Raw genomic sequence first — 20,963 nt, 5'->3', positions numbered from 1 at the left:
CGCACAGTCAGCTCCAGCCCAAGGATCGCCCTCGCTCCTCGCCCGGTCACCGCGCTCGCCGCGACCAGGGCCGCGATAGGCGTCCCACCTTCCAGACGCGGGCGCCCTGCTCGTTGGCGGCCACGAGTTCCGGGCTCTCGAGCCCTGTGCGCGACCAGAGCCGCCCGTCGACATCGATGAACCTGATCGTCATGACCGCGCCGTACGGCGGACGGTCATAGTCGTAGATATGCATCTCTGATCTGCCATCTCGAACACGCTCTCGCTGGAATCCGCCAGGCACAGTGACACTCGCGCCGGGCGCCAGGACCTCGCAGACCGGATCAACCTGTCCGGCCCCCTGTGGAGTCCAAGTGATCTCGGCATCTTCCGGTACCGAGTTGCTCACGACCGCTGGGCGGCGGATCGGGCTCTGCCCGTGATTCGTGACGATGACACTGCTGTTGCTGGCCGCCGCGATCACCATCGCCGCCCTGCCTCGCGCCTCGTCCGCCCGGTCCTGGGCCAGCCGTCGACGATCCCTCGAGGCGATCCACAGGGCAACGATGACTGCAGCGGCGGTCGCTGCCGCACCGCCTACCTGCCCCCAGGCGGAGAGCCAATCTGCCGACGTCGGGGCATCTGCGGCGAGCACTCGCGGACCTTATCGGCCCTCTCCGTCGACCTTCTCGGCCGGCGCAGGCTTGCGAGGTTGCTCGAGATGCGTGAGGCGGGGTCGCATCAGGACCGAAAGAACTGCGCGTAGCCGAGGACTGATCGGCGGGGCCGCGTCGTTGACCCACCTGGACCCGCCGCATGGGTTGTTCCGCGGCGAGCGGCCCGGGCGCGCCTCCGCCTGGGTGAGGGCGTGGTGACTCTGCACCCCGGTCGCGGCTTCCCGGTCGATGCCCCGCCTGCCCGGCCCGACCCGGGTGAGATCACCGCTGCGGTCGCGGGGCTCGGGTGCCGGTTTGCGGGAGTGATCTCACGCCGGTCGGGCGAGCGCGGGCCCCCGCCCGCGCCGGCGCCCGGGGTGCGGGCGAGTCACGCCTCACCACAGCGGTGGGGCCGCCCCGGGACCGATCCCCTCTCGGTCCCGGGGCGCCTCGACTCCCTACAGGAGCGCTCATGTCCCAGCCCACGATCCCGCAGCTCACCGCCCGCCACGCCACCCTCGCCGACCTGGTGGAGGTGCTGCGCGGGCAGCACGCCGCGAAGCTCGACGTCGTCACCGCCGCCCGCAACCTGCACGCCGCCGATGGGCGGCTGCACGTGGCCGGCGCCGCCCACGAGCTCACCCTGGACGGGGTCACCCGCACCGATGCCCGGCTGCTGCCCACCACCGCCGCGGACAACCAGATCGCGAAGAAGCTCGACATCCCGCCGCAGTACCTGCGCCGGGTCCGGGAAAACCACCTCGGCCTCTACGACGCCAACGTCAACGGCTGGCTCGCCCACGACCCGACCCGCCGCTTCCTCGTCCGCGGCCTCGCCGGGGAGGGCGAGACCGGGGTGATGCGGGCGCTGCTGTCGGACCAGTTCCGCATCGTCGACAACCTCGACGTGCTGATGTCCGCGCTCGACGGGATCCGCCAGGCCGGCGCACAGGTCGACATCACCTCCGCCGACCTGACCGAGACCCGGATGTATGTCAAGGTCCGCTCCACCGAGATCGCCGAATACGCCCCGGACCTGCTGGCCCACTACACCAGCCCGTTCTCCGGCGCCCGGGGCGCGGACAACCCGCTGGTCTGGGCCGGGTTCGTCATCTCCAACTCCGAGACCGGCAACGGCAGCTTCAAGATCTCCCCGCAGCTCACCGTGGAGATCTGCAACAACGGGATGACGCTGACCGAGCACGTGCTCAAGGAGGTCCACCTGGGCGGGCGCCTGCCCGAGGGGCAGATCCGCTGGGCCGACGACACCCAGCGGGTCGCGCTGGATTTGGTCATCAAGCAGGCCCGCGACGCGGTCGCGACGTTCCTGGACCGCGAGTTCGTCAGGGGCCGACTCGCCGAGATCACCACCGCCGCCGGGGTCGAGGTCACCACGCCGACCGAAACCCTGGAGCACGTGGGCAAGGCGCTGCGGTTCACCGGCGAGCAGCAGGACACGATCCTCAACCACTTCATCTCCGGTGGGGACCGCACCGCCGGTGGGGTCCTGCACGCGGTCACCTCCGCCGCACAGCGGATCACCAACGCCGACGCCGCCTACGAGATGGAAGCCCAGGGCCTGCGGGCGATGAGCCTCGCCGCGGCCCACGCCAGCCGCGGCTGACCCCCGGGAGGGGCGGCGCCAAGCGCGCCGCCCCTGCCCGCGCGGCCCGCCGGCTCTCCCGCTCTCGTCCAGGAGGACACCATGACCAGCTCTGCGCACACCGACCAGCCCACCAACCCCACGACCACCGGCGCGGGGTACGTGGCGGCGCTTCTCGAGCACGACCGGCTGCACCCGGCCGCGCTGGATCTCGATCTCGAACGGCCCGCCGTGCGGGCGATCATCGCGCTGTTCGTCGAGCTCAAGACCGGCGAACACGCCGACGGCGGCTGGAACGGCGGCGACACCGTGTCCACCCTGGCCCGGTGGTTCACCGGGCTCGGGATCGACCCCGGACGGTCCGCCCCCTCGCTGATCCGGGGCCTGGCCCGCGCGGTAGAGCGGCCGGGTCCCACCGCGGAGAAGGACTGTGCCGAGCTCGCGCTCCCCGCCCTGCAGGCCTACCGCGAACACACCGGCGCCCGGGCCGGTGACTTCGACGATCCGGAGGTGCTCATCGAGGTCGGCGGCGACCTCATCGCCGACCTGTTCCACCTCGCCCGCGACGCCGGGCTCACCCCGGATGCCCTCATCGACCCGGCGCTGCGGCACCTGCACGACGAAACCCCGCACGACAGCGACCGTCGAGGTTAGTGGCCATAAGGCAGGCGTCATGGCAGGCTCCGCCCTTCTTGATCAGTGAGAAGGGGGGGCGACGATGGCGAGCGATGTAGCGGTCTGGTGGCTCGTAATGCTGTTCGGACTCATCGGCCTCGCTGCGGTGGCGGTCTTCTTCGAGATTGCACACCACGTCCGTGCGGGCCGGCGGGAGGCGCGGGAGGCCGCGGCAGAGCAGGTCAGGGTGCTGGCGGACATCCGCCTGCTGAGTTGGGAGTTAGCCCGTCCGGGGGTCCCCGTGCCCGAGTACTTCTACCCGGAACGTCAAGAGGACCAGGTCTAGTTCGCTGACCTGCGGTTGGCCCTTACAGGACGCGATCACTCGCACCGTTGACCCGCTGCGAGCGCGCGGGTTCACCATCACCGTCCGGATCGACGGCGAGACCCGGCCGGTCGCGGAGGCCGAACGCGCGGGCAGGGCGGAGGACCGCGCGGGCCGGCTGAGGATCGCGGGTGGGGTGCGGCCGCTACGCGGCCCGCACCCCACCGGGAGCAGGAGGAGAAGGGACGCGGCCGCCCGGGCTCGGGTCGGTCGGGCCCGGCATGGCCGAGGCCGTGGTGGGTCCCGGCACGGAGGTCACCGGGTCCGGCTCCCTCCTTGTGGGACGGCGCACTCTGGCATCCCCCGCCACGGGCCTGGTGGGCGATGAACCGCCGCCGGCACCGCCCCGGGTGAACCCGCCCCGCACCAACACGACCCCGAGGGCGCGGACCCCCCGGCCGCCGCGCATCGCGGGTTCACACCGGCCGGGCCAGCGCGAACCCTCGCCCGGCCCGGCCGGTGGCTGCCGTGGAGTGCGTCCCACACCGGGACGCACTCCCCACCCGGGACAACCCGTTGTCCCGGGCCGATCGCTTTCTCGGAGGCCGCCATGATCCCGATCGACACCCCCGACCCGACCCGCACCGACACGGTGCCCGACGTCGAAAACCCCGACGTCGAAAACCCCGACGTCGAAAACCCCGGCGTCGATAACCCCGACGTGGAGAGCACCCTCGCCGCGGGCGGCGGCCGGCCCGGCGGGCTCGGCGAGTTGGTCTGGGCCGACCCCCGCGAGCTGGTGGTCGGGGTGAACACCCGGGTCGATGTCCGGCTCGATCCGCACTTCGTGGCCTCCATCCGGGACCGTGGCGTGCGGGAGCCGATCACGGTCCGTCGCCGCGTCGAGGACGGGGCCCTGGTCGTGCGCAAGGGCCAGCGCCGGACCCTGGCCGCGGTCAGGGCCGGCCTGGACCGGGTCAAGGTCCTCGTGGAGGTCGAGGCCGAGCCGGATGCGAGCGCCGCGGCGCAGATCGAGCGGATCGTCGATCAGCTCGGGGAGAACCAGCACCGGGCGAACATCGTCGACGTCGATGAGGTCCGCGCCCACCAGCAGCTGCTCGACCTGGGCCTGTCCGCGGCGCAGATCGCCCGGCAGACCCGGACCCCGGCCAGGCGGGTCCGGGCCACCACCACCGTCGCCCGCTCCGAGCTGGCGGCTGCGGTGCTGGACCGCTACGACATCACCCTGGACCAGGCCGCGGTCATCGCCGGCTTCGACGACGGCACCCCCGCCGGCCGGGAGGCGATCAAGACGCTGACCGTCACCGCGCAGCGCGAGCCCGAACGGTTCGCCCACGTGGTGCAGCGGGTCCGCAACGACCGCGAGGACACCGCGCTGATCGCCGCCCGCGCCGCCGAGCTCACCGACGCCGGGATCGCCGTGCTCGCCGACCTCGACGACCACGCCACCGCCCGGCGGACCACCGACTTGCGGCCCCGCGCCGACGACCCCTCGGGCACCCCGCTGCGCAGCGCGGACCACGCGAGCTGCCCCGGGCACGCCGTGCACCTCACGGTGTTGCGGCGTTCGTGGATCCGCGAAGAGGGCCCGCAGGTCCAGGAGGAGAGCTACTGCCTGGACCCGGCCGGGAACGGCCACGCCGACCGCTACGCGGGGGCCGCGTCGCAGGGGGCCGGGTCGCAGGGGTCCGGGTCCAGCTACGCGGGCCTGTCGGAGGAGCAGAAGGAGACCCGCCGCGCCGAGAAGCGCCGGGTGGTCGAGAACAACAAGGCGTGGGACGCCGCGGTCACGGTGCGCCGGGAGTGGCTGCGCACGGTGCTGCTGGCCCGCAAGACCGCGCCGAAGGATGCCGGGCGCTACATCGCGACCGTCCTCGCCCAGGGCGGCCACGACGTGCGCAAGGCCCTCGAAGGCGGCAACAAGCTGGCCTGCGAGCTGCTCGGCCTCGAGGTCCCGGCCGGCTACTACGCCGGGCGGGCGAACCCGATCGCGAAGCTCACCGAGACCGCGAACGCGGCCAAGGCCACCATGCTCACCCTCGCGGTCCTGCTCGCGGCCGCCGAGGACAGCCTCGGCCGGCACAGCTGGCGCAACGGCCTGCCCGAGAGCGCGGCCTACATGAGGGCGCTCAAGTCCTGGGGCTACCCGCTGGAGCCCGTCGAGGAGCTCGTCATCGACCCCCACGCCGACCGCGAGTCCGCCCAGGACACCACCGCCGCCGAAACCGGCGAGCTGAGCGACCTCGACGAATACGCCGACGAGACCGGCGACCCCGCCGGGGACGAGAACATCGGGGCCGAGGAACCCCAGGTCGGCGCCACCACCGACGAGGTCGGGGACGCCGAGGCGGCCTGACGCGAACCGGGTAGGGCGCCGGCCCCGCCGCCGCCCTACCCCCGCCACGCCGGCAAAGGCCAATGGAGTTGGCGAGGGGTCGGGGCGGGATCCCGGGGCCGAGCCGGTGCGGGTTCGCCCGGTGCCAGTCGCGAGCGCGGGTGCGGCACGAGGTGTGCGGCGGTGCGGTGCGGTGCGGGTTCGCCCGGTGCCAGCGGCGAGCGCGGGTGCAGCGCGGGTGCGCAGCGGTGCCGGCGGGTCGGGCCGGGCGGTACGGCCGGGTGGCCTCCCGGTCCTCGGCACGACTGGACCGCCCGGAGGTCAGCACAACCGGGTGGGGCGAGCGGGGAGATGAACCTGGCCGACCCATCCCGGTGAGACCGCGCTGCGGTCGCGTCCTCGGCTGCCGGTCGGGCAGGGGCGGTCCCACGCGGGATGGGCCAGCCAGAACCCCCTCCCCGTCCCCTTCGGGGACCCCACCCGGCCGCGCTGAGGCAGAGCCGCGTTCCACCCGCACCGACCACCGGGAGGCCCTGATGTTCCGCACCGCGATCACCCCGACCAGCTTCAACGCCACCGAGTGGCGCGACTTCGACGACCACGCCGAGCGCGAGGACCAGATCGGCGCCGGGCTGGCCGGGGCGCTCGCGGAGCCGGGCTTCTGAGCCCCCCGGGGCGGGCCCGCGCGGGCCCGCCCTGCATCGGCGGGATCGTCGCCCGCCACCTGCCCCGGCAGGGGCCCGCGCCGCCCTGACCTCGGCGCGGTGCCTCCCCGTCCGGACCCGAACAACGCCATCCCCACCGAGGAGAACCGCAACCATGAACAGCACCGGGCGCACCTACAACCGCTACGACCTCGTCACCCTCGACAGCCTGTTCCAGCGCCCCGGCGACGCCGGGAAGGTCTGGAAGGTCACCAAGGCGCCGACCGCGCGCAACCAGGTCAACTCCCCTGCCCGGCGAGCTGCAGGGGCGGGTGGACGTCCTCGTCGTGAACGCGCCTTACGTCCCCACCGCCGAGATCCGGCTGATGCCGCCGGAGGCCCGGGACCACGAACACCACGTCGCCCTCGACGGCGGCGCGGACGGCCTCGACATCCAGCGCCGGGTCGCGGCCGGGGCACCGGAGTGGCTGGCACCGGGCGGGCACCTGCTGATCGAGACGAGCGAGCACCAGGCGCCGCGGACCGTCGCGGCGTTCGAGCGGAGCAGGCTGGTCACCCGGGTCGCGTCCTTCGAGGACCTCGGCGCGACCGTCGTCATCGGCCGCTCACCGGTGCACACTGGAGGGCATGTCGAACAGCTGGGTCCCGGTTGACGCCTGCACCCTCCCGACGGCCCAGCAGCCGCTTCGCCTCGACGAGTTCGACGCGCTGTTCACGGCGTCGCTGCGCCGGGTCGAGCGGCGGGAGCCGGGCTGGCTGCGGCTGCACCTCGCGGGGACGGACGAGGTCGAGGCGCGGGTTAGGGACCTCGCCGCGCGGGAGTCCGAGTGCTGCTCGTTCTTCACGTTCGACGTGCGGCGCGGAGACGAGGTGATCGTCGACGTCCGGGTGCCCGGGAACCGGACCGAGGTCCTGGACGGGCTGGCGCGCCAGGCCGCGGGCTAGCCGATCACCGTCAGGCCCAGCGCGCCACAGACGTCCGCGGCCTGGGAGGGAGAGATGATCGCGCCCGCGAGGTCCCGCGGCGCGTCCGCGGTGAGCTCGCCCAGGTCCGCGCCGCGCAGGTCTGCGCGGTCGAGCCGGGTGTGGGAGAGGTCCGTCCCGCGGAGCACGCAGTTCACGAGCACGGTGTCGCGCAGGTCGGCACCGCGCAGATCCGCGTCACTGAGGTCGACACCGGTGAGGCGCAGCCCCTTCAACGTCGCGTCCTGCAGGCTCGCGAGCTGCAGGTTGCTGCCGTCGAAGCTGAAGGTCAGGACCACGCCGCGCAGCGACGTCAGGTCCGCGCCGACGAGCCGGCAGCCGTCGAACCGGGCCTCGCCGAGCAGCGCGCCCGTGAACCGCGCCTGCGAGAGGTCGACGTCGGTGAACCGCGATTCGCTCAGCTCCGCGCCGGTGAGATCCGCCCTCGCGAAGCTGCCGCCGACCACGTGGACGCCGTCCAGATCGGCGCCTCCCAACCTCGCCCCGGCCAGCGAGCACTGCTCGAACACGGCGCCGGAGAGGTCGACATCCGCCAGGTCCGCCTCGTCGAACGTGCAGCGGCGGAACACCCGCTCACCGGCTTGGCCACCCGCAGCGATCGCGCACAGCACCTCGGGATCGGCGGCGTCGCGGTCCTCGAGAACGGTCATGCACGCAGCGTGCCACGCACGATAGCCCCGACCTCCGGCCCCGCCTCCGCGACGACGGCCCCGTCCGGCGCCCAGATCCCGGAACGACCCGCGGCCTCCTGGAAGCCGCCGCCCGCCGCGCCGGCGAAGCTCGCCGTCACCACCCAGACGCCGTGCTCGGCGGCGACGCGCCTGGCGCGCTCGTCCGGCACGTCCGAGTCCTCCTTCGTCTCCAACCCCGGCGACGTAGGCGTCGATGCCCAGCGCGGCCGTGTCCGCGGCGTGCTGCGGGATGCCCGTGTCCCGGCAGACGGCGAGGCCGAGCCGCCAGCGTCGACGGCCAGGACGGCGGGCGCGTCCCCCGGCGTGAATCGCGCGGACTCCTCGTCCCCCACCCGCACCTTGCGGTGGACGACCGTGGCTCCGCCGCCGCGACGGCCAGGATCGCGATGTGGTCGCCGGGTAGCGGAGCCCCGGCGAGCGCGATCGAACCGGTCTCCGCGCAGGCGTCGACGAGCGGGGCGAGGCGCGGGTCGTCGGTGGTGATCACGGCGGCGTCGAGCTCGTAACCGGTCAGCGAGAGTTCGGGGAAGACGACCACACGGGCCCCGGATTCGCGGACCGCGGCGGCGTGGGCCAGGGCGTTGGCCTCGACGTCGTGGGGCTCGATGCGCGGCTGAGCAGCGGCGATCGGCAACGGCTCGGGCACGGCGGCTACTGCCCCACCGCGCCGTCGATCCGTTCCCGCAGCAGGTCCGCATGGCCGTTGTGCCGCCCGTACTCCTCGATCATGTGGATCAGCACCCAGCGCAGCGACATCGCACCCCGCCACTTCTCCTCACGCGTGACGTCCAGATCCGGCGCCTCCGCCACGAACCGGTCGGCGTGGGCGATCTCGGCCCGCCAGTTCGCCCAGGCCTCGGTGACGAGCGCGGGGTCCGGTGCCGCGCCGTCGAAGTCTCCGTCGGGGTCGGCCTCGGTGCAGTAGATCTTCGGGGCGTCCTCGCCGGACATGATCCGCCGGAACCAGCTGCGCTCGACCTCGGCCATGTGCCGCAGCAGCCCGAGCAACGACATCGACGACGGCTCGACGGAGCGCCGGGCGAGCTGCTCGGCGTCGAGGTCGGAACACTTCAGCTCCAGCGTCTCGCGCTGCCGGCGCAGGAACCCCGCGAGCATCGCGCGGTCGTCGCCGCGGGTCGGAGGTTCGGTGCGGGGGTCGTCCTCGATCTCGATCGACATGAAGTCATCGTCACCGGGCCCGCGAGCCGATTTCGCATCGCGCGCGAGACCGGTCCCGTCACCGAAACCGTCGGTGCCCGCAGGCACGATGCGGCCATGCACCCGCTCTCGCTCACCGCCATCGAACGAGCCGTACGGACCAGCTGGGGCGCCGACACCAGCACCCCCGAGTTCCGGTCGCGGTGGAGCCCGGAGAACCCGGCTCGCGACCAGTGCGGCGTCACCGCACTGGTGGTCAACGACCTGCTCGGCGGCGACCTCGTGCGGGGCGAGGTCCATGTCGACGGCGAGCGGGTGGACTTCCACTGGGGGAACCGCCTCGGTCTCGGCGTGGAGGTCGACCTCACCCGCGAGCAGTTCCGGCCGGACGAGGTCGTCGTCGGCGGCGTCGTCATCGCCCGCCCGTCGACGATCCGCCGACTGCGCGAGGAGTACGAGCTGCTCCGGGAGAGGGTGCTGGCGAGGCTCGCGGCGCCGATGGACGGCCCCGGATCCGCCGACGCGCGAGGCGCCGTTCCGTAGCGGTCGTCAGGACGGCCCGGGACCGGGCACGGTCCCGCGGACGGCCCAGGCCCGGGCTTGGAGCGGGATGGTTCCGTCGGGCTGCCGAGGCGAGGTATCCCGCAGCCGGTCACGGAGGGCGTCCCGGCGGTCGGCGGGCAGCGAGGCACAGTAGCCGGGCGCCGGGCCCTGGCCTCCGAGGAACGGGCGCCACAGGTCGTCGAAGTCCGCGAACACCGTGGGGACCTCGATCGGGGCGACGTCCACGTCGGCGAGCCCCGCCGACCCGAAGAGCGTGCGGAGGGGTTCCGGCCGGCAGAGCGGAAAGCGAGCCCCCTCGTCGAGCTCGAGGGCGCCGGGGTCCAGCGCGATCGCCGCGGCCCAGAACATCCGGATCAGCTGCATGCCGTCGGCGTAGTCCCAGACGTAGGCACCGATCAGGCCGCCGGGCCGGGTCACCCGCCGCATCTCGGCGAGTGCCTCGCCGGGCCGGAGCACGAAGTTGAGCGCCAACGCCGAGACGACCCGGTCGAACTGCCCGTCCGAGGCGGGGATCGCCGTCGCGCTACCCATCACCGCGTCGAAGGGCAGGCCGGCCGCGCCCCGCCGGGCTGCGGCGAGGTACGTCTCGGACGGGTCGACCCCGAGCACGCGGGTGGGCTGCTCGGTCGCCAGGATGGCGTGCGCGAGCGCACCGGTCCCGCAGCCGACGTCGCACCACGCCGACGGTGGCCTCGCCGGCAGCCACTGCAGGAACCGCGGCGCGACCAGCCGGCTCCACCGCCCGACGTACGGCTCGTAGGCCTGGTCGCTGGCCCATGCCTCGACAGGACGACCGGTCATCGGGGCGCCTCCTCCTCCGCCGTCCTCGGCAAGGATGCCGGAGCCGACGCGGCCCCGATACCGAGTGCTCCGCGAGCATCTCCGGCCGGACGACAACGGCCCTGTTCGCGTCTCCGCAGGTTCAGGGGCCGTTGGCACGAGGCCGCGGGCGAGGGCCACATCCCTGATCCCCGCTCCCGGGCACTCCGCGGCGTCAGGGCAGGAAGAGCCGGACGACCTGGTGTTCCACTGCGGTGCCCTGCTCGGGGTGGAACTCGAAGTTCGAGGACAGCAGCCCGGTCGCACCGTCCAATCTGCCGGTGCCCTCGATCCGCCAGGTCACGGCGCCTTGCAGCGTGCCCTCCTCGGCGGAGGACTCGATGACCCCGGCGCCGACGGTGCTCAGCCGCAGGCCTCCGCCGTCGAACACCATCTCGCCGTCCTCGTCGAAGGTCGTCTCGCTCGTCATCTTCACGTGGGTCTCGTAGGAGGCCTCGGTCGGCACCCCCGAGTCGTCGCCGTCCAGCAGCGTCACCGTGCCCGGCCCGGACTTGACGTCGAATCTCGGCGGATCGCCCGCGGGCGGCGTCGCCTGCGGTTCGAACCTCAGGAGCAGGGTCTGTCGTCGCATGCCACTCTCCTTCTCTTCGGTGGTGGACGAACTCGCACGACCGCGCGGACTCGGGTCGCGCCCGAAATGCGGCCGTGCTCCATATGACTCGGGCTTCGGCGGACGTGATACGCGCCGAGCAACGCCGTACGTCGTCTGTCCCCAACTGACCGCGGGCCGGACGGGGCGCTCCGAGAGCACCGCATCGACCTGGGATGGGCGATGCGGTTGTCCGGGCCGACCTGCCAGGCGATGGCCTACCCCGACGGTCCGGACCGGCCCGGACTGGGCTGCCCGCGACGGCCGGTACGCCGGATCTCCTGGAGCACCGGCGCCCGCCCCGCCTCGCGGCGGCGGGAGTGGTCGCGGCGGGGCTGTCATCGGCACTTCCCGGACATGATCACCGACGTCGACGCGGTGGCGCGGTCCGAACGGGACGAGCGGTTCGGTGATCCCTCGTGGCCGGGGGCGGTGATCGAGGAGGTTGAGCTCGTCGTCACCAGCCGCGACCGCGCGCACGGCCGCAGCGGGCGATGGACCGGGCACGAGACAGCGAGCCGCTCCAGCACCGCCTCTTCTGGCTGTGAGGCCAGCACACACACCGGGCGCCTTGCGCGGGGTGAGTCGGGCGCTGCCCAGCTCGAGGCAGTCGGACCGGAATCGGCGTCTGGCCTGGAGATCCGGCGGTGTGTCCGGGCCGGATGACGTTGGGTGCGGTGGCCCTCGCAGGGGCGAGGCTCCCGCCGTGGACGGCCGGTGTGGTTGGTGGAGACGCCCGAAGGGTCAGCACCCGGTCCGGGCCGTTGGTCGATGAACCCGTGCCCATCCATCCCGGTGAGACCGCCGCGCCGGTTCTCCGGGTCGGCCGGCGGCCGGGCATTGGCGGTCACCACGCGGGATGGACGAGCCGGAACCCCCGCCCAGACCCGAACCGCGCGCTGAGGCGGAGCCGCGTCACCCCCACGCACCGACCTCCAGACAGGAGCCCCGCCATGAACGAGAACACCTTCCACGGCAACGTCGGCAAGAACCCTGAGATCAACTACGGCAAGAACAACGGCATCGCGGTGGTCAACTTCTCGATCGCGATCAACTCCCGCCGGTTCGACCGGGCCAAGGGCCAGCGGGTCACCCGCCCCACGGTCTGGAAGGACGTGGTCTGCTTCGGCGAGTTCGCCGAGAACGTCTACGACAGCATCGCCAAGGGCATGGCCGTCACGGTCACCGGCGAGGAGGGCGACGACTCCTACACCAAGGAGTCCTACGAGCCCGGCGGCGAGGACATCGTCATCCGCCGCCACAAGATCGAGGCCCGCGACATCGCGGTCAGCCTCCGCGCCCAGCGCGCGAAGGTCACCAAGGTCGAGCGCAACCGCGGCGAGCAGCCCTCCGACCAGGCCCAGCGCAGCACCGCCCCGCAGCAGGTCGGCTGATCCCCCCGGGCGCGGCCCGGCCCTTCGGGGCCGGGCCCCGCCCGTCTCCCCCGCCCGTCTTGCTCGAAGGAGCCTCACGATCGTCGCCTGGATCGCCATGCAGGCTCGTCGCCGCGGCCGGGGCCGGCTGAAGTCCGCCGTCGTGCCCCGTACCGGCGTCCCCACGGCGCGGGACGCCGGTAGGCCGGGGCCGGCGGAAGACCTGCCGCAGCCCCGTGATCAGGGGCGCCGCTGTCCGGAGTTGATCGTGTCGGCGTCCCAGGCCAGCGAGTCGTCTGCGGTGACCGGCCACGCCTCCAACCGTGGGTGGGCCAGGACGGCGGCGACGAGGTCGCGGCTGCCGCCGACGAGTGTGGAGTCGAAGTCGATCTCCGTCGCGACGCACCAAGAGCGGTCGGCAGGCCAGAACAGGTTCGGTGACTGCGGCCAGATCCCACGCGGGTCCCCGAGCCCGCCGGCGTCGTCGAGCGGGCCGGTGAACAGCAGGTAGCTCCGCCCCGGCAGCTCAAGGCGCGGGCCCTCGAGGATCTCGAGGGGGAACGCCGACGGGGGCTCCTCGCTCACCCACCGACCATCGGGCAAGGTCCGGGTCACCGAGGCACCGCGGGTGTCGACCCAGTCCAAGCCCTCCCACAGCGCGAACACACACCGCTGCCCGGCGGTGTGGCCGGTCAGCACGTCAAGCAGCGCGGCCAGGGCGTCGGCAGGGAGGTTCCCCAGGTCCGGTGGGCTCCCCGCCCACGCCGAACGCTCGGTGACCCAGCCGTCGGCCATCGGGACGATCTCGGCGCGCGAAATCGCCCGCCATTGCATCAGCGGGTGCGCCGTGGCCCCCGTGCGGGCACACACCTGCACCCAGGACCCGGGCTCGCCCGTCATGGTGTGCGGAGGGTGCAGGACGCGGGCGTAGGCGTCGAACACCGCCGGCACGGTCGAACCGACCCTGCCGTCCAGGACCCGCAGACGATCGGCGATCCAGTCCCCGACGCTCACGTCGGACACCCAGCCCGGTCTTCCCATAGCACCCATGATCAGCGTTCCCGGTGGGCGTGGGCCACCGGATTGCCGGCGAGCCTCCGCAGCGGCGGGATCGCCGGGGTCTCCTCGCTTTTCGTCGCCGCGACGGTGCCCGAGAACCCGCCCTTGCCGGTCCAGGCCCTGCGCTCCGGCCGCGCGCGGTCGCCTGCAGCGAGCCCGGACCAGCAGGCGGAACCCCGGGCGTTCCCGGTCGCGCCGAAGCGAGGAGAACAAACCCCGTCCCGCCGTCTGGGCGGGACACCCGGAGCACCGCCGGTGGCCCGGGTGCAGCCCGCACAACTCGATACCGCCCGCACCGGCCCTGACGGGCCCGGGTGCGGGCGAGCCCCTCCGGGGGCCGGGCGCTGCCCGGACCCGGCCTCTCTCGGAGAAGGGGGCAAAGACACCCGCACCCCGCACCGGGGCGCGCGCAAATCCCAGGAGGAGAAGAAGCGATGGCGATCAGGTTTCTGAACCGGAAGAACCGCGAGACCGGCGGGGGCGGCGCAGAGCGCTGGTGCCCGCGCCTGCGGCAGCAGGGTCCGAGGCGCGAAGTTCGGGCTGCAGGACTGCTGCTCGAACCCCGAGTGCCACCGGATCCTCGTGGCCCGCAGCGAACAGCCCGCGGCCCGCTGAGCACCCCCGTCACCACCAACAGAAGGAGCACCGTCATGGACTGGCGAAACAAGGGCGCCTGCACCGACGAGCCGCCGGAGTTGTTCTTCCCGCTCGGCAACGCCGGGCCGGCCGCCACTCAGATCGCTGAGGCGAAGGCCGTCTGCGGGCGCTGTCCGGTGACCGACCGGTGCCTGGCGTGGGCGATGGCGCATGAGGACCACGGCGTGTGGGGCGGCCTGGATGAGTTCGAGCGCCGCGAGCGCCGTGGGATCGACCGCCGGGGCCGTTCCGGCCGGCGCACCGCCGCCCATCCGGCGGCGTGACCCACCGGCACCGACGGGGTGGGCCGGGCCAGCTGACATCTGGCCCGGTCCGGCCGGACGGTACCGCGCACCCCACCCGCACCGCATCGACCGCCGCCCGAACACCCACCCGAGCGCCACCACCGGAGCAGCACCACCGGAGCCGGGACCACGCCGGCCCGGTCTGATCAGCAGGAGGAAACGACATGACCACCGCGACCAACACGACGCCGGCGGCCCGGGGCCCGGTCACCGGGCCCGGTGGTGTCGGGTCCGATGTGGCCCGTTCTGTCGGTGGCGGGTGGCACCCTGGTGACGATCACCGACGGGGAGCGTCGCCCATGAGCAGCCAGGCCAGCCCGAACCCGCGCCCGACCCGGCTGATGCAGGCTGCCCTCGACGCCGCCGCGGCCGGTCTGTACGTGTTCCCGGTGTGGCCGAAGGGCAAGCTGCCCGCGGTCAAGGACTGGGAGAACGCCGCCACCCGGGACCCGGACACGATCACCGACTGGTGGAACGCCCGGCCCTACAACATCGGGCTCGCGGTGGGTCGCAGCAGGATCCTGGTGATCGACCTCGATCAGGGCCGCGGGCAGGAGGCCCCGGAGGAATGGGCGGGGGCGAGCGGGGGCCGGGAGGTGCTGCGCCGGCTGGCCACTGCCTCGGGTGAACCCGACCCCGGCGCCACCTACACGGTCACGACCCCGACCGGCGGCGAGCACCTGTACTACCTGATGCCCGAGGGGCTCGAGCTGCGCAACACCCAGAGCGGTCTCGGCTGGAAGATCGACACACGGGGGCACGGCGGGTTCGTCGTCGGCGCCGGCTCCGTCCGGAGCGAGGGCATATACCGGGTGGCCCGGCACGGGAAGGTCGCCCCGCTACCGGCCTGGCTGGCGACGGCCCTGACCCCGCCGCCGCCTCCGTTGCCGGCGGAGCCGCTGCAGCTCTCCCGGATCCGGGCCGGCGCGTATGTGCGGGCGATCATCGAGAGCGAGGCCGCGGACCTCGCGGCCGCGCAGACCGGGAGCCGGCACGAGGCCCGGCTCAAGGCCGCCCGCACCCTGGGGCGGCTCGTCGGCGGCGGGGGAGCTCGAGGAGCAGACCGCGCGGGAGATCCTGCTCGACGCCGCCGCCGGGCACATCGGGCCCGACACCACCGAGCGCGAGGTCGTCCGCGACATCGACGACGGCATCGCCTTCGGCCGGAAGCTGCCGCGCACCATCCGGCGAGGACGGGGCCAGACATGACCGGTTCGCGCGGCCGGCGGCTGCCACCCCGGGGCCCTCCCCCGCCCCGGCGCCCACGCCGACGGCCGGGCGCCTCTGGCCAAGCGGCCGCCCGGTCCGGCCTGAGCTGGCAACTGCCGCGGTTTTATCGTCAGCCCTTCCTCGCTCCATCTCGTTCCTTCCTCTGTCTCAGCCACCACCACAGCCGCTCTGTCGAACGCCGGTCGATTGACAGCGCGACTTCGAACCACATCCGGCTGTTGGTGTCAGAAGTCGTCCATCCCGCCGAAGTCACCCAGGCCCTGGTCGTTGATTCCGGGATCGCTCACGCCCGGGGCGATCCCGGGCTCCTGCCCGGGGGCGTCGCCGGCCATGTCCTCGCCCCCGGCCATGTCCTCGCCGCCGACGTCGTCACCCAGGAATGCGTCGGCGACGGCGCTGCCCACGAAGGCGCCGGCGACGCTGGCCAGCAGGCTGCCGGCGATCATGCCTCCCATCCCCATGCCGCCGCGGCCACCGCCGAGGGTGCGTTCCATGGTGCCGGGCTGGCGCATTTCGGCGCGGGTGGCCATCCGGGCCAGCGACTGGGGGTCGTCAGAGCTGGCGCGTTCGGAGGCGGGCACGGCCTGTCCGACGTCCTCGAGGACCTTGCGGCGCTGCTCGGGTGTGAGTTTGGCGAACGCTTCGGCGTGGGCCTGCTCGATGGTCTCGGGTGGGGCGGTGCGCAGCATGTAGCGGTAACGCTGCACAGCCGCCTCGTCCGGGTCCTGCGCGGAGCGCTGGCCGGCCGGGGCGCTTGCGGCGGCGCCGGGCCGCGCCCCGGCCGAGCCGAATGGGCCACCGGGCGCCTGCCCACTGGTGGAGCCGGTCAGGCGTTCGCGCAGCTTGTCGAGAAGTCCCATTCCCATCAAACCTTCCTGGTGCGGAGCGTGCCGCGCGCCGCGGCCCGCGTCGGGTCTTGCCTGCGGGTGTTGGTGGGCCTGGGTTCAGGGGTGGGGCCGGGTGGCCATGGCGCGGAGGCGGGCGATGCGGTCGGCGGTATCGGGGTGGGTGGAGAACATCTGCATCAGCCCACGGCCGGAGAACGGGTTGGCGATCATCAACGCGCTCACCGGCGCGGCGTCGGGGGACGGGGTCAGCGGCCGGGCCGCCACACCGCGTTCGATCTTGGCCAGGGCGGCGGCGAGGGCCTTCGGGTCGCCGGTGATCTCAGCGCCCGAGGCGTCGGCGGCGTACTCGCGCGACCGGCTGATCGCGGCCTGGATCAACCCCGCGGCCAGCGGTCCGATCAGCGCCAACAGGATGATCTCCAGGAAGCCAGGGCCGGAGTCCTCGTCGCCGCCGAACCCGAACAGCGCCCCGAGCTGGGCGATGTTCACCAGGATCATGATCATGCTGGCCAGGCCGGCCGCGACCGAGGCGATGAGGATGTCGCGGTTGCGCACATGGCTGATCTCGTGGCCCAGCACGCCGCGCAGCTCGCGCTCGTCGAGCAGCTCGAGGATGCCGGTGGTGACGCACACCGCGGCGTGGCGCGGGTTGCGGCCGGTCGCGAACGCGTTCGGCGTCGCGGTCGGGCTCACGTACACCCGGGGCATCGGCATCTGTGCCCGCTCGGCGAGCTCGGCCACGATCGCGTGCAGCCGCGGCGCCTGAGCCGCGGTGACCTGCTCGGCGCGCATCGCGCGCAGCGCGAGCCGCTCAGAGTAGAAGTAGGACACCCCGTTGATCCCCAGGGCGATCACCGCGGCGACGACCAGCCCGGTGGTCCCGCCCAGCCACTGACCCACCAGCAGGATCAGCGCCGACAGAACCCCCAGCAGCACCGCGGTCTTGAACCCGTTGCGTAGCACCTGCACCGAACCGTCCTCCAGGCTCGTGGGAAGCGACACTGCGGACATCCCGCCCTAAGGGGCAACGGGCCCGTGATCTCGCGTTCCGCGCAGGAAATACCCGCCGAAGCCGATAACACTCGGGCCGCGCCACGATCGCGGTGCGCCTGAGGCCGATCCGGCCTGATCGCCACTACAGGCCGAATCACCGAACGGCGCTTCGCGCTGCCGGGTTCTGACCCGGGTGAGCCCGGTCCGTCCAGCGCGTTGGACGGAGATCGGCCCGCGGCACTGGGCCGAGGTCGGCGGCACCTTCGGGGCGCGGATGGCCGCGGCGGTGGAGCAGGCCCCGCTCTACTACGGGCTGTTCGGGCTGGTCGGGCCCGGTCTGCTGACCCGGGCGGCGGCGCACCGGATCGCGGCCGGCTTCCCCTCGCACCGGTCGCTGCGGCCCGCCGACGCGGCTTGCGCGTTGGACTTCCGCCCGACCCGGTGTGGGTGGCGCGACCTGTGCGAACCGTGGCCTGCCGAGGAGCCGGCAGGTTGGGCGGACGTCGCGCTGGGGGAGCTGGCTGAGCGCACCCACCGCTACCACGACCAGCACGCCCCGACCGGGACGATCGGCGTACCCGGGGTCGAGCGGGGCCTGGCCCGCACCTACGGATGGTGGTCGGCCGCGGAGGACGTCTACCGGTCCGGGACCATCGGCGCGGACCTCGAGGAGCTTCTGGCCGGCGACGAGCCGACCGTCGAGCAACTGCGGTCGCTGACCCCGGCCGCGGTGGTGTAGGAGACCGCGCGGCTGGCCGAGCGGCTGCGGACCTCCGGCACCCTCGATCAACTGCACGAGCTGGCCCGCCGGCCGCCGTCGGGGGCGCCGTTGGGGCATGCCGGGCCGGCGTTCGTGGCGCACTGGGCCAATGGGGATCTGCTGGTCGGGGACACCCTGGTCGACGTCAAGACGGTCATCCGGGCCGAGCCGGCGAGCAAGGTCGCGGTGTGGCTGTGGCAGGTCCTGGCCTACGCCTGGCTGGACTCGGTCGGTGACCGGTACCGGATCCGGTCGGTCGCGCTTTACCTGTCCCGGCACGGGCTGCTGGTCCGCTGGAGCGTGGACGAGCTCGCCGCCCGGATGCTCGCGCACCCTCGCACCGGGGGCAGTGGCCCCGCCGCCGCCCGGGAGGAGTTTCTGGCGCTGGTCGGGCGGCTCGCCGCGGCCGAGGGCGCGATCCTCGACCCCTGATCGAGAGGGTGAGTGGGAACCGGACTCAGCAGTGCGGGATCGCCTTCTTGTTCTGCAGCCAGTCTTCACGCACCCAGCCAAAGTGCCCTCGGTCGACGGCTCCTCGCGGTTCGACATGGTCACCTGGCCGCGGTCGCGGGGTTGGTGCTGGTCACGGTGGGGCGGCGGCGCAGTTGCCCCGGTGGGGGCGGCGGGTGCCGGTCCGCGGTGAGGCACCGGCGAGGGCGACGGTGGCCCGGTGCGGGTGGGTGCGTCCTCCGGTGGTCGGCACGACTGGACCGCCCGGAGGTCAGCAGATCGGGGTGGGGCGAGCGGGCAGATGAACCTGGCCGACCCATCCCGGTGAGACCGCGCTGCGGTCGCGTCGTCAGCTACCGGTCGGGTGAGGCGGTCACACCGGGATGGGCCAGCCAGAACCCCCTCCCCGTCCCCTGCGGGGACCCCACCCCGACCTGCTGAGGCAAAGCCGCGTTCCACCCGCACCGACCACCGGAGGACACGATGGCTTTCACCCTCGACACTGAGATCACCCAGCTCTCCACGGCCGAGGCTGTCGCCTTCCAGCACTGGATCGAGGACACCTTCCCGGAGGCCACCAAGGCCAGGCCCGAGAGCCTCTGCCCGGACCTGGTCCCGCCGTTCTGACCCCCGCAAGGGGCCGCCCCCCGCCGGGGCGGCCCCCCAGCGGTGACCACGCAGCCAAGGACGGCATGCCCTCCGCGCAGCTGCTTGTCCAGACGGTGAAGACGATCTAGGCGGGCGGGCGCTCCACCGCGAGCCGAAGCCCGGGCTCGCTTCGGCTGACCGGCCACGGCGGCGCAGCCAGGGGTTCGGCCCGGCGCGCTGTCGGGTCCGGACGTGGCGAAGGGGACGACGAGCAGCGCTGACTGATCGTCGTCCCCTTCCACCTACGGGAAAGGCTGTCTCGGCTGTCCCCGGTCACCACCGCCGGGACCGGAACACCGTGTGCCTCGACCAGCAGGTTCTAGCTGGCGATCTGCTCCGGCGAGGTACCCGCCGGCCGGTCCTGGAGCTCCCCGGTGGCGTCCCGGATGGCTTGTTGTCGCTGGTCGCAGCCGGTTCGGTCGGCGCCGGGGTGCTGCGGCGCTGGGTGCGCAGCAGGGCCCGGACCTTCTTGACCGGGATCTCGAACAACGCGGATAGCTCGTCCGCGCTGCGGCCGAGCTCGTTCAGAACGGCCAGCACGGCCGTCTTCCGCGCGTCGATGTCGGCGAGCTTCGCCGCGGCGCCGTCGATGACGGCCTGGCGCTGCCGGTCGAGGTCGGCCAGCGCGACGTCGCGGGCGGCGATCACCTCGTCGGCCTCCCCAGCCGTCGCCGCGTATCCGGCGAGCGCCTCGTCTTCGCGGCGGCGGCGTTCGGCTGCCGCGGCGTCGAGCTGGTCGCGGGCCGCGGTCAGCCGTTCCAGGCGTTGTTGCTCGGCCGGGGGACGCCGGGTCCGGCGGGGCTGGCCCCGGCCGGTCGTGGTCGTCGACATCAGTCCTCCCTGTTGATCTCTCGTTGATCGACACTGGCCCCGTCAGCGTAGGTAGCGACCAGCGCAAACACCACGGCTCACGGCCTCGGAAAGGCACGCCCCACGCCCCGCTGAGGGCTCGTCCGGGGCCCTCGGCCGGTCACGGACGCCACGAAATGGTCGCCAAGCCGGGGCACAGGCGGGTTCCGGCGAGACACCCCGATCGGTGAGCACCACGTGGCACCCCGATCCCCCGGTTCGTGCTGGTCGCGCCGATGGTCGGGTCGGTCCTCCGGGACATGGCGGCACCCGAATCGCCCGAAGGGTCAGCGCAACCGGACGGGGCCAGCGGCCGATGAACCCAGCCCGCCCGTCCCCGCGAGACCGGGCTGAGGCCATCGAGGCCAGCCGCCGGCCGCCGTCCCCTGCAGGACGCGGGCGGGCAGCACGTGCGGATCGACGGCGGGTTCACCAGTGAGGAGCTCCCGCACCTCATCGGGTGGCTCACCGCGGTCTAGATGGCCAGCACCGAGTAGCCGCGGAGCGGCTCAGAAGAACCCGCGCACCCCCGGCGGACCCTTCCGCGTGTCCATCAACGCGACGCAACCGGTCACCAGTCACTGCCTCCCGGGGCCCTCCCACGGGCACCCCAGGACGGCCTCTCGGCCGCCGGCCATGCATCCAGATGCTGCCCAGAAGGCCGCTGAAGCCCCCGTCAAAAGCGCGGCGGGACACCAGCACGGGGCGCCCGCCCAGAACGCCCCAGAGATCGACGCGCCTTTCTCCTAGCCCGAGCCTGACGCGGCTGCTCCACAGCCGCCACAG

General features: G+C 73.3%; 26 protein-coding genes and 2 pseudogenes. 16 read left to right on the top strand and 12 right to left on the bottom strand.

From position 1 onward, the window contains the following. Positions 1–46: 46 nt before the first annotated feature. The gene (locus WBK50_RS33925; protein WP_341339839.1) at positions 47–634 is read right to left on the bottom strand and encodes a hypothetical protein; all 588 of its coding nucleotides are present in this window, start codon (positions 632–634) and stop codon (positions 47–49) included. Between the two features lie 473 nt (positions 635–1,107). Here WBK50_RS33925 and WBK50_RS33920 point away from each other — a divergent pair, with 473 nt between their 5' ends. The 7 genes and pseudogenes from WBK50_RS33920 to WBK50_RS33890 all read left to right on the top strand — a co-directional run bounded on the left by WBK50_RS33920 (position 1,108) and on the right by WBK50_RS33890 (position 7,144). After that, complete coding sequence (locus tag WBK50_RS33920) at positions 1,108–2,259, top strand: DUF932 domain-containing protein (protein ID WP_341339838.1); 1,152 nt, start codon at positions 1,108–1,110, stop codon at positions 2,257–2,259. 81 nt (positions 2,260–2,340) lie between these two features. Continuing rightward, the gene (locus tag WBK50_RS33915) at positions 2,341–2,892 is read left to right on the top strand and encodes a hypothetical protein (protein WP_341339837.1); all 552 of its coding nucleotides are present in this window, start codon (positions 2,341–2,343) and stop codon (positions 2,890–2,892) included. A 97-nt stretch (positions 2,893–2,989) separates the two neighbouring features. After that, the gene (locus WBK50_RS33910) at positions 2,990–3,199 is read left to right on the top strand and encodes a hypothetical protein (RefSeq protein WP_341339836.1); all 210 of its coding nucleotides are present in this window, start codon (positions 2,990–2,992) and stop codon (positions 3,197–3,199) included. A gap of 589 nt (positions 3,200–3,788) precedes the next feature. Continuing rightward, positions 3,789–5,555, top strand: a complete 1,767-nt coding sequence (locus tag WBK50_RS33905) for a ParB/RepB/Spo0J family partition protein (protein WP_341339835.1) — start codon at positions 3,789–3,791, stop codon at positions 5,553–5,555. A gap of 515 nt (positions 5,556–6,070) precedes the next feature. Next, on the top strand, positions 6,071–6,199 hold the full coding sequence (locus tag WBK50_RS33900; protein ID WP_341339834.1) for a hypothetical protein: 129 nt from the start codon (positions 6,071–6,073) through the stop codon (positions 6,197–6,199). Positions 6,200–6,483: 284 nt separating this feature from the next. Then, positions 6,484–6,852, top strand: a pseudogene (locus tag WBK50_RS33895) (putative protein N(5)-glutamine methyltransferase); the annotation flags it as partial. Further along, positions 6,827–7,144, top strand: a complete 318-nt coding sequence (locus WBK50_RS33890) for a hypothetical protein (protein ID WP_341339833.1) — start codon at positions 6,827–6,829, stop codon at positions 7,142–7,144. The pseudogene WBK50_RS33895 and the gene WBK50_RS33890, both read left to right, overlap by 26 nt. Here WBK50_RS33890 and WBK50_RS33885 read toward each other — a convergent pair. The 4 genes from WBK50_RS33885 to WBK50_RS33875 are packed head-to-tail and all read right to left on the bottom strand — an operon-like array spanning position 7,141 to position 9,054. Then, positions 7,141–7,833, bottom strand: coding sequence for a pentapeptide repeat-containing protein (locus WBK50_RS33885; RefSeq protein ID WP_341339832.1), 693 nt, complete (start codon positions 7,831–7,833; stop codon positions 7,141–7,143). The two genes, WBK50_RS33890 and WBK50_RS33885, sit on opposite strands and share 4 nt — an antisense overlap. Continuing rightward, positions 7,830–8,048: a hypothetical protein gene (locus WBK50_RS33880; RefSeq protein ID WP_341339831.1), complete on the bottom strand. Its 219-nt coding sequence runs from the start codon at positions 8,046–8,048 to the stop codon at positions 7,830–7,832. Before WBK50_RS33880 ends, WBK50_RS33885 begins: the two co-directional genes overlap by 4 nt. Beyond that, the gene (locus tag WBK50_RS35560) at positions 7,970–8,521 is read right to left on the bottom strand and encodes a nitrilase-related carbon-nitrogen hydrolase (protein WP_445942423.1); all 552 of its coding nucleotides are present in this window, start codon (positions 8,519–8,521) and stop codon (positions 7,970–7,972) included. The genes WBK50_RS33880 and WBK50_RS35560 overlap by 79 nt, the downstream gene beginning before the upstream one ends. A gap of 5 nt (positions 8,522–8,526) precedes the next feature. Next, positions 8,527–9,054: a DinB family protein gene (locus WBK50_RS33875; RefSeq protein WP_341339830.1), complete on the bottom strand. Its 528-nt coding sequence runs from the start codon at positions 9,052–9,054 to the stop codon at positions 8,527–8,529. A 96-nt stretch (positions 9,055–9,150) separates the two neighbouring features. Between WBK50_RS33875 and WBK50_RS33870 the strand changes: the two genes are divergently transcribed. After that, on the top strand, positions 9,151–9,576 hold the full coding sequence (locus WBK50_RS33870; protein ID WP_341339829.1) for a YunG family protein: 426 nt from the start codon (positions 9,151–9,153) through the stop codon (positions 9,574–9,576). A gap of 6 nt (positions 9,577–9,582) precedes the next feature. On the opposite strand, the gene WBK50_RS33865 is transcribed toward WBK50_RS33870, so the two are convergent. Then, on the bottom strand, positions 9,583–10,398 hold the full coding sequence (locus WBK50_RS33865; protein WP_341339828.1) for a class I SAM-dependent methyltransferase: 816 nt from the start codon (positions 10,396–10,398) through the stop codon (positions 9,583–9,585). Between the two features lie 193 nt (positions 10,399–10,591). Continuing rightward, on the bottom strand, positions 10,592–11,008 hold the full coding sequence (locus tag WBK50_RS33860) for a hypothetical protein (protein ID WP_341339827.1): 417 nt from the start codon (positions 11,006–11,008) through the stop codon (positions 10,592–10,594). A 375-nt stretch (positions 11,009–11,383) separates the two neighbouring features. Between WBK50_RS33860 and WBK50_RS33855 the strand changes: the two genes are divergently transcribed. Both WBK50_RS33855 and WBK50_RS33850 read left to right on the top strand, forming a co-directional pair. After that, complete coding sequence (locus WBK50_RS33855) at positions 11,384–11,692, top strand: hypothetical protein (RefSeq protein ID WP_341339826.1); 309 nt, start codon at positions 11,384–11,386, stop codon at positions 11,690–11,692. A gap of 287 nt (positions 11,693–11,979) precedes the next feature. Beyond that, positions 11,980–12,420 (top strand): single-stranded DNA-binding protein, encoded by a 441-nt coding sequence (locus WBK50_RS33850; RefSeq protein WP_341339825.1) that lies wholly within the window; start codon positions 11,980–11,982, stop codon positions 12,418–12,420. A 219-nt stretch (positions 12,421–12,639) separates the two neighbouring features. Here the strand turns inward: WBK50_RS33850 and WBK50_RS33845 are convergent, their stop codons facing one another. Next, positions 12,640–13,440, bottom strand: a complete 801-nt coding sequence (locus WBK50_RS33845) for a hypothetical protein (protein ID WP_341339824.1) — start codon at positions 13,438–13,440, stop codon at positions 12,640–12,642. Between the two features lie 668 nt (positions 13,441–14,108). On the opposite strand from WBK50_RS33845, the gene WBK50_RS33840 reads away from it, so the two are divergent. After that, entirely contained in the window at positions 14,109–14,378 is a 270-nt protein-coding gene (locus tag WBK50_RS33840) for a WhiB family transcriptional regulator (protein WP_297494437.1), read from the top strand. Between the two features lie 298 nt (positions 14,379–14,676). On the opposite strand, the gene WBK50_RS33835 is transcribed toward WBK50_RS33840, so the two are convergent. Further along, positions 14,677–14,862, bottom strand: coding sequence for a hypothetical protein (locus tag WBK50_RS33835; RefSeq protein ID WP_341339823.1), 186 nt, complete (start codon positions 14,860–14,862; stop codon positions 14,677–14,679). On the opposite strand from WBK50_RS33835, the pseudogene WBK50_RS35555 reads away from it, so the two are divergent. Then, positions 14,780–15,190: pseudogene (locus WBK50_RS35555) on the top strand (bifunctional DNA primase/polymerase); the annotation flags it as partial. The gene WBK50_RS33835 and the pseudogene WBK50_RS35555 overlap by 83 nt on opposite strands. A gap of 139 nt (positions 15,191–15,329) precedes the next feature. Next, positions 15,330–15,608, top strand: a complete 279-nt coding sequence (locus tag WBK50_RS33830) for a hypothetical protein (RefSeq protein WP_341339822.1) — start codon at positions 15,330–15,332, stop codon at positions 15,606–15,608. Between the two features lie 245 nt (positions 15,609–15,853). On the opposite strand, the gene WBK50_RS33825 is transcribed toward WBK50_RS33830, so the two are convergent. Together WBK50_RS33825 and WBK50_RS33820 are read right to left on the bottom strand one after the other, a co-directional pair. Next, complete coding sequence (locus WBK50_RS33825; protein ID WP_341339821.1) at positions 15,854–16,489, bottom strand: hypothetical protein; 636 nt, start codon at positions 16,487–16,489, stop codon at positions 15,854–15,856. A gap of 84 nt (positions 16,490–16,573) precedes the next feature. Further along, positions 16,574–17,488, bottom strand: coding sequence for a M48 family metalloprotease (locus tag WBK50_RS33820; protein ID WP_445942422.1), 915 nt, complete (start codon positions 17,486–17,488; stop codon positions 16,574–16,576). A gap of 175 nt (positions 17,489–17,663) precedes the next feature. Here WBK50_RS33820 and WBK50_RS33815 point away from each other — a divergent pair, with 175 nt between their 5' ends. The 3 genes from WBK50_RS33815 (at position 17,664) to WBK50_RS33805 (ending at position 19,307) form a co-directional block, all read left to right on the top strand. Further along, a complete protein-coding gene (locus WBK50_RS33815; protein WP_341339819.1) occupies positions 17,664–18,209 on the top strand; it encodes a hypothetical protein in 546 nt (181 codons plus the stop codon). Between the two features lie 90 nt (positions 18,210–18,299). Further along, on the top strand, positions 18,300–18,662 hold the full coding sequence (locus WBK50_RS33810; protein ID WP_341339818.1) for a hypothetical protein: 363 nt from the start codon (positions 18,300–18,302) through the stop codon (positions 18,660–18,662). Between the two features lie 501 nt (positions 18,663–19,163). After that, entirely contained in the window at positions 19,164–19,307 is a 144-nt protein-coding gene (locus WBK50_RS33805) for a hypothetical protein (protein ID WP_341339817.1), read from the top strand. Between the two features lie 294 nt (positions 19,308–19,601). Here WBK50_RS33805 and WBK50_RS33800 read toward each other — a convergent pair whose 3' ends face one another. After that, entirely contained in the window at positions 19,602–20,159 is a 558-nt protein-coding gene (locus tag WBK50_RS33800; RefSeq protein WP_341339816.1) for a translation initiation factor IF-2, read from the bottom strand. Between the last annotated feature and the right edge of the window lie 804 nt (positions 20,160–20,963).

Origin of the sequence: Pseudonocardia sp. T1-2H (genome assembly GCF_038039215.1) — a bacterium.
Classification (GTDB): Bacteria; Actinomycetota; Actinomycetes; order Mycobacteriales; family Pseudonocardiaceae; genus Pseudonocardia.
The sequence above is the reverse complement of the archived record's forward strand: the minus strand, read 5'-3'. Positions and strand labels throughout refer to the sequence as shown.